The following is a 7,081-nucleotide window of genomic DNA, read 5'->3' as shown; positions in this document are numbered from 1 at the left end:
CCTCGGGCCCGCCCGGGCGACGCGGTCGACGGGCCGCTGGCCCGGGCTCGGGCGCGCGCGGCACCTGACCGTCGCACCCGGCCGCCCCGCGGCTCTCAGCACCGCCCGCTCGACCCCGTCCCCGCAGCACCGCTCGACCGTCCGACCCGAGGAAGTCCACGTGCAGCCCGTCGCCCCGCTCCACCCGCCGTTCCGGTCGGCGGTGCCCGCCGACGAGCCGCCGGCCGGCCTCGGTCGACGGTTCGTCGCCGGCGTGATCGACGCCGCGGTCGCGGTGGCGCTCGGCGGCTGGCTCGTGCTGCCGTGGTGGCTCGCGACCGCGCGCGCGGCGGCGACGGGCGAGCGGCCGCCCGCGGCGGGTGTCGGGGTCGCGGTGGGGATCGCGGTCATGGCGATCGTCGGTGCGGCGCAGTGGGTGCTGCACGGCAGGACCGGCGCGACGCTCGGCCGGTTCGCGGTCGGCATCCGGACGCTCGACGTCGAGACGCGCCGGCCCATCGGCGTCGGGCGCGTGCTCGTGCGCGGCCTCGTGGTCGCGGCGGGTGCGCTCGTCCTCGGCGTCGGCCAGGTGGTGGTGCTGCTGTCGCCGCTCCTCGACCGGACGGGTCGGCGTCGCGGCTGGCACGACCTGGTCGCGCGCGACGAGGTCCTGGTCGTGCGGGGCACCGAGCTCGCGCGGCCCCGGGGCGTGCACGCGTGGGACGGTGCGGCGCCAGGACCGGCGGCCGCGGTCGTCGCTCCCGGCGCCCCCGAGCCGCCGTCCGTGACGGCTCCTGTGCGCGTCCCGCGCTGGGCGGCGGCCCAGACGGGCGGCACGGAGCAGCTCTCCGAGTGGCTGGACGACGACGCGCCGTCGCTCGTCCTCGCGCCGGTGACCCCCGCGCGCAGCGGCCCGGACCTCGACACGCGCGCGCTGCCGATCGTGCGCGCGGCGGCCGCGGCGTCCGCCGTGTCCGCACCGGTCGCCCCGGTGAGCGGACTCGACCCCGAGCTCGAGCTGACCCGGCCCGCGCCACGCCGGCCGGACGTGCGCGTCGCACCGGCGCGCCCGCGGACGGTGCCGACGACGGCCGAGTTCGAGCTGAGCGACGGGCGGCGTCTGACGGTCGAGCGCACCGCGCTCGTGGGACGCAACCCGGCGACCGTCGCGGACGTGCAGCTCGTGCGCGTCGTCGACCCGGCGCGCTCCGTCTCGAAGACCCACCTGCAGGTGGGCGTCGAGCCGGCCGGCGTGTGGGTCGCCGACCGCGGCTCGACGAACGGCACGGTCGTGACGCTCCCGGGCGGCGGTCAGGTCGTGTGCCAGGTCGACCACCAGGTCCGCCTGCGGGTCGGCGCGACGGTCGTGTTCGGCGACTGCTGGATGCGTCTGGTCCGGGCACCGGAGTCGTCGGCCGTGTCCTAGAGTCGGCCTCATGGCCGGGAGGCGATCGGCTGCGCGGATGCAGCTCGTCGAGGTGGACGAGTCGCCCGCTCCTCCTCGCCGCCCGGATCGCGAGAACAACCCCGTCTCTGCGCTCGTCGAGCCGTCGTCGGCACCGACCGCCCGGGGGTCCGTCGGGCGGCTGGTCCGTCGGTGGTGGCCGGTCGGCGCCGTCGCGGTGGTGGCCGTCGTGGCGACGGTCGTCGCGGGCGTCGCACGGGACCGCGAGTTCGTCGAGCGGGTCGGCGCGGTGCCCGGGCTCGTCCGGCCGCTCGACGGCGTCCCGACCGTCCGCTGGACCGCTCCTGCCGCCCCGCACCGCGGCGCGGTGGTGTCCGCCGACGGCACGGTGGTGCTGGTCTCCGCGCAGGACGGTCGGTGGCTCGTGACCGCGCACGACGCGGCCGACGGGACGGCGCTGTGGTCGCAGGACCTGGCGCCCGTGCAGGTCTCCGGTTTCGAGAGCAGCCTCGTCGCGTGCCCGTCCCGGGGGGAGGACGTCGGCGGGCTCGTCGTGTGCCTGGTGACCGAGCCGCGCGTCGTGTACTCGGACGACGCGTCGGTCGACGAGCCCGCGCACACCCGCGTCGTCGCGCTCGACGCGGCCGACGGCGAGCAGGTCGGGGAGTGGGAGGTCGACCAGGCGCTCGTCGAGGCGGGCCGCGTGGGCGACGACGTGGTGCTGGTGACGCTCGACGACGCGGGGCATGCGGTCGCCGAGCGGCGCGCGGGGGTCGGCGGCGAGGTGCGCTGGACGTACACGACACCCGACGTGCTGGAGTCGATCACGTTGAGCCGCGTCGCCGATGCGAAGGTCGCGCGCGACGTGGTGGTCGTCGAGGGCGTCGTCACGACGGTCCTCGACGTCGACGACGGCGCGGTCCTGACGACGGGGGCGCCGTACCGGAACCTGCAGGTCGTGGCGCTGCAGGACGGCTTCGCGACGTGGGCGACGGTCGGCGGGGGGCACGTGCACGCCCCGGACGGTGCGGAGCGCTTCGAGGTGGACGGCCTGCCGGTGCCCTTCGCGCTCGACGACGGCACGGCGGCCGACGTGCTCGTCGTGGACGACGGTTCCCGGCTGCGCGGCGTGGACGCGGGGACGGGCCGGGTGCGGTGGTCGACCGACACGATGCTCGACGTGCGGGCGCGCGTCTCCGAGCGGCTGCTGGTGTCGGGTCTGACGCGGTTCGGCGTGGCGGACGCGTCGGACGGCCGGGTCCGCTGGGTCTCCGACGCGGGCGACCCGATGCCGTGGACGCCGCTGACGGACGGTGCGCTGGTGCTCGCGCCCGGCCTGGCGCCGGACGGCACGGCACAGCTGGTCGGCCTCGGGCTCGACGACGGCGTGCGCTACTGGGCGCTCGACCTGCCGGGCCGGGTGCAGCGGATCGACGGCTTCGGCGGCGTGCTCGTCGCGCGGACGGCGGACCAGGCGCTCGTCCTCGGGTAGCGCGGGACGGCCGGTCGCCGCCGCGCCCGCCCTCTCCCGGACGGCCCGACCGCGGGGTTACCGTGAACGCATGGGGGCGGCCGGGCCGAGCCCTGCGCTGCAGCGCGTCCCTCTCGACGAGGTCGACGAGGCCGACGCAGGGACGGGCGTGCGCCCGCCGTCGGGGTTCCAGCGTGCCGCCCGGCTCGGGAGCGCGTGGGCGGGCTGGCGGTCCCGCAGCCCGTGGCGCGCGGTCGCGGTCCTCGTCGGCTCGCTGGGTCTCGCGGTGACGCTCGCGGTGACGACCCCGAGCCTCGTCACGGCGCACGAGCGGAGCACGGTCCTGCGGCCCGGTGCGTTCGCGGGCGCGATCCGGACGTCGGCCGTGCCGGCGGTCCGGTGGACGGTCACGGTGGACGACCGCGTGCCGCCGTTGCTGGTGGGCGACACGGTCGTCGTCGCCACGGGACCGGGCCCGGACGACCGGTCGCTCGCGGGCCTGGACGTCGTGACTGGGGCGGTGCGCTGGCAGCGGCCGCTGGGCGCCGACCCGCGGCCGGCGGAGGTGCGGTGCCTCGAGGTGCAGGGCAGCGTCGCGTGCACGCTCGGACCCGACCAGGTCGACGAGCGCGTGGCCACGCGGTCGGGCCTGGCACCGACGCAGGACGCGGCGGCGCTCGTGCTGCTCGACCCGGCGACGGGGGAGGTGCTGCGGCGTGCGGCGACACCGGGTCGGGTCGTCTCGCTCGCGACGGACGACGAGCTCGACGGCGACGTCGTGCTCGCGGCGATCGCGGACGGCGTCCTGACGATCCGGCGGACGGACCCGGCGACGGGCGAGGTCCGCTGGGTCGCGACGCGCCCGTCGGCGTTCCCTGCGGCGTCGACGTCGCGCGTGCGGGTGTCGGTGGGCGGCGGCCTGGTGGTCGCGACGGCGGAGGGCAGCACGCTCGTCGTGCACCTGGACGACGGCGTCCCGGTGCCGCCCCCGGCCGACGCGACGGGCACCGACGAGACGGCGCTGCTGTCGGACGGGACGCTCGTGCGGACGCGGTACCGGGTGCACGCGGTCGGGGTGGACGTCGTGTCGGAGCTGTCGGACGGCGACGGCGATCCGTGGCTGACGACGCGCGGCGTCCCGGTCGAGCCGACCGTGACCGACGGGTCGTCGGCGCTGGTCTTCACGTCGAGCGTGCTCGCGGGCGGGCCGATGGGGGGCCGGGTCCGCGCGTACGCGCCGGGCCGGCCCGACCCGGAGTGGCACGCGCTGACCCCGGCGCGCGAGATCGCGGTCGACGCCGGCGGCCGGGTGGTCCTGCGGGCGGCCGGTGCGCTCGTCGGTCTGGACGTGGAGACGGGGCGGACGGTGTGGCGGCGGACGTTCGGGCTCGGCATGGGGCCGGTGTTCTCGGACGGCCGCCTGGTCGTGGTCCAGCGGACGTCGCCGGGTGACGGGTCGGCGCTCGTCGCGCTGGACCTGTGGTCGGGGGCGCCGGAGTGGGTCGCGCCGCTGCCGCCCGGGGCGCGGACGGTGGTGCAGCTCGGGGCGCACCTGTACGTCGTGTCGGACGACGCGCTGACCGCGCTGCGGTGACGCGTCCGCCGTGCGGCTGCGTTTGCCGGGGGGCCGGGCCGTGGGGGTAGTGTGACGACGTGCTCGTTCGCACCCTCCTTCTTCGTCGCCGCGACGAGGCCCTGTAGAGGCCGCATCCTCGTCGCGGTGTTCCCTGTGCGCCGGCCGCCCCAGCCGCACCGCCACGAAGGAGCGTCACCCCCATGAGCTATCTCGAGACGAGCCCCCAGCAGCCGTCGCCGATGCCGGTCCACAAGTACCGGCCGTTCCACGAGCAGATCCGCGTCGACCTGCCCGACCGCACCTGGCCCGGCAAGCGCATGACGCAGGCGCCGCGCTGGTGCGCGGTGGACCTGCGCGACGGCAACCAGGCGCTGATCGAGCCGATGAACCCCGCGCGCAAGCTCGAGATGTTCGAGCTGCTGGTGCAGATGGGCTTCAAGGAGATCGAGGTCGGCTTCCCGTCGGCGTCGCAGACGGACTTCGACTTCGTCCGGATGCTCATCGAGGAGGGCCGGATCCCGGACGACGTCGTCATCCAGGTCCTGACGCAGGCGCGCGAGCACCTGATCGAGCGCACGTACGAGGCGATCGCGGGCGCCAAGCAGGCGATCGTCCACCTGTACAACTCGACGTCGACCCTGCAGCGCGAGGTCGTGTTCCGGTCCGACGAGGACGGCATCGTCGACATCGCCGTCTCGGGTGCCCGGTTCTGCAAGAAGTACGAGGAGCTGGTCCCCGACACCGAGGTCTTCTACGAGTACAGCCCCGAGTCGTACACCGGCACGGAGCTCGAGTTCGCGGTACGGATCTGCAACGCGGTGCTGGAGGAGCTCCAGCCGACGCCGGACAAGAAGGTCATCGTCAACCTGCCGGCGACGGTCGAGATGGCGACGCCGAACGTCTACGCGGACTCGATCGAGTGGATGAGCCGGAACCTGCGGTTCCGCGAGAACGTGATCCTGTCGCTGCACCCGCACAACGACCGCGGCACGGCCGTCGCGGCCGCCGAGCTCGGCTACCTGGCCGGCGCGGACCGCATCGAGGGCTGCCTGTTCGGCAACGGCGAGCGGACCGGCAACGTCTGCCTGGTCACGCTCGGCATGAACCTGTTCAGCCAGGGCATCGACCCGCAGCTCGACTTCTCCGACATCGACCACATCCGGCGCACGGTCGAGCGCTGCAACCAGCTGCCCGTGCCCGAGCGGCACCCGTACGGCGGCGACCTCGTCTTCACGGCGTTCTCCGGCTCGCACCAGGACGCCATCAAGAAGGGCCTCACGGCCATGGAGGCGACCGCCGCGCGCGAGCACAAGACCGTCGACGACCTCGTCTGGGCCGTGCCGTACCTGCCGATCGACCCGAAGGACGTCGGCCGCTCGTACGAGGCGATCATCCGCGTGAACTCGCAGTCCGGGAAGGGCGGCATCAGCTACCTGATGAAGTCCGAGAAGGACCTCGACCTGCCGCGCCGCCTGCAGATCGAGTTCTCGCAGGTCGTGCAGAGGCACACCGACGAGCACGGCACCGAGGTCACGGCCGACGAGCTGTGGCGGATCTTCGAGGACGAGTACCTGCCGGTCGAGCCGGGCTCGGCGACGCCGCCGTGGGGGCGCCTCAAGCTGCGCGGCACGCGTGCCACGAGCTCCGAGGACGGGCCCGACTCCCTCGTCGTGGACCTCGTCGACCGCGGCGAGGTCCGCACCCACGAGGGGTCCGGCAACGGCCCCGTCGCGGCGTTCGTCGACGTGCTGCGCGGGATCGGCGTCGACGTCGCGGTCCTCGACTACGCGGAGCACGCCCTGTCCGCGGGCGGTGACGCGTCCGCCGCGGCCTACGTCGAGTGCGCGATCGGCGACCAGATCCTGTGGGGCGTGGGCATCGACCCCTCGATCACGACGGCGTCGCTCAAGGCGATCATCTCGGCCGTGAACCGGTACGAGCGCTGATCCACGCCGTCCCGCAGCACGTGCAGCAGGGCCGTCCGGCGCGTCCGGGCGGCCCTGCGCGCGTCGTGTCGGAGCACGCCGTGTCGGACCGCCGGGGGAGAATGACCCGGTGAGCCTCTACCGCGACGAGGCGATCGTGCTGCGCACCCACAAGCTCGGTGAGGCCGACCGCATCGTGACCCTGCTGACGCGCAGCCACGGCAAGGTGCGCGCCGTCGGCAAGGGCGTGCGCCGCACGTCGTCGCGCTTCGGCTCGCGGCTCGAGCCGTTCATGCACGTCGACGTGCAGCTCTCCACGGGCCGCTCGCTCGACATCGTCACGCAGGCCGAGACGCTCGGCGCCTACGGCCGCGCGGTCTGCGAGGACTACACGCTCTACACGGCCGGGACCGTGATGCTGGAGACGGCGGAGCGGCTCGTCGAGGCCGAGCACGAGCCCGCGCTGCAGCAGTACTGGCTGCTCGTCGGCGCGGTGCGCGCGCTGGCGACGCGCGAGCACACCCCCGGCCTGGTCCTCGACTCCTACCTGCTGCGCGCGCTCGCGGTCGCGGGCTGGGCCCCGTCGTTCACCGACTGCGCACGCTGCGGCGAGCCCGGCCCGCACCACGCGTTCGCGGTCGCGTCCGGCGGGGCGGTGTGCGGCGCGTGCCGCCCGCCCGGTGCCGCGGCCCCCGCGCCCGAGACGTTCGCGCTGCTCGCCGCGC

At 75.4% G+C, this 7,081-nt stretch carries 5 protein-coding genes; all 5 read left to right on the top strand.

Annotated elements, in window-relative coordinates; translation table 11 throughout:
• A partial coding sequence (locus CTKZ_RS16975; protein ID WP_124344052.1) for an RDD family protein occupies window positions 1–1,405 on the top strand: 1,405 nt, incomplete at its 5' end.
• Window positions 1,406–1,415: 10 nt separating this feature from the next.
• Window positions 1,416–2,876 carry an outer membrane protein assembly factor BamB family protein gene (locus CTKZ_RS16970; RefSeq protein WP_124344051.1) on the top strand — a complete coding sequence of 487 codons (1,461 nt, stop codon included), beginning with the start codon at window positions 1,416–1,418 and terminating at the stop codon, window positions 2,874–2,876.
• 70 nt (window positions 2,877–2,946) lie between these two features.
• On the top strand, window positions 2,947–4,449 hold the full coding sequence (locus CTKZ_RS16965) for an outer membrane protein assembly factor BamB family protein (protein WP_124344050.1): 1,503 nt from the start codon (window positions 2,947–2,949) through the stop codon (window positions 4,447–4,449).
• Between the two features lie 182 nt (window positions 4,450–4,631).
• Complete coding sequence (gene leuA, locus CTKZ_RS16960; protein WP_124344049.1) at window positions 4,632–6,377, top strand: 2-isopropylmalate synthase; 1,746 nt, start codon at window positions 4,632–4,634, stop codon at window positions 6,375–6,377.
• 109 nt (window positions 6,378–6,486) lie between these two features.
• On the top strand, window positions 6,487–7,081 hold a 595-nt coding region (recO, locus tag CTKZ_RS16955; protein ID WP_124344048.1), incomplete at its 3' end, for a DNA repair protein RecO.

Origin of the sequence: Cellulomonas algicola (genome assembly GCF_003851725.1) — a bacterium.
Classification (GTDB): Bacteria; Actinomycetota; Actinomycetes; order Actinomycetales; family Cellulomonadaceae; genus Cellulomonas; species Cellulomonas algicola.
The sequence above is the reverse complement of the archived record's forward strand: the minus strand, read 5'-3'. Positions and strand labels throughout refer to the sequence as shown.

What these genes read in the sequence shown, in the direction of transcription:
- CTKZ_RS16970 (WP_124344051.1), top strand. Translation starts at nt 1,416, where the DNA reads ATGGCCGGGAGGCGATCGGCTGCGCGGATGCAGCTCGTCGAGGTGGAC.
- CTKZ_RS16965 (WP_124344050.1), top strand. Translation starts at nt 2,947, where the DNA reads ATGGGGGCGGCCGGGCCGAGCCCTGCGCTGCAGCGCGTCCCTCTCGAC.
- leuA (WP_124344049.1), top strand. Translation starts at nt 4,632, where the DNA reads ATGAGCTATCTCGAGACGAGCCCCCAGCAGCCGTCGCCGATGCCGGTC.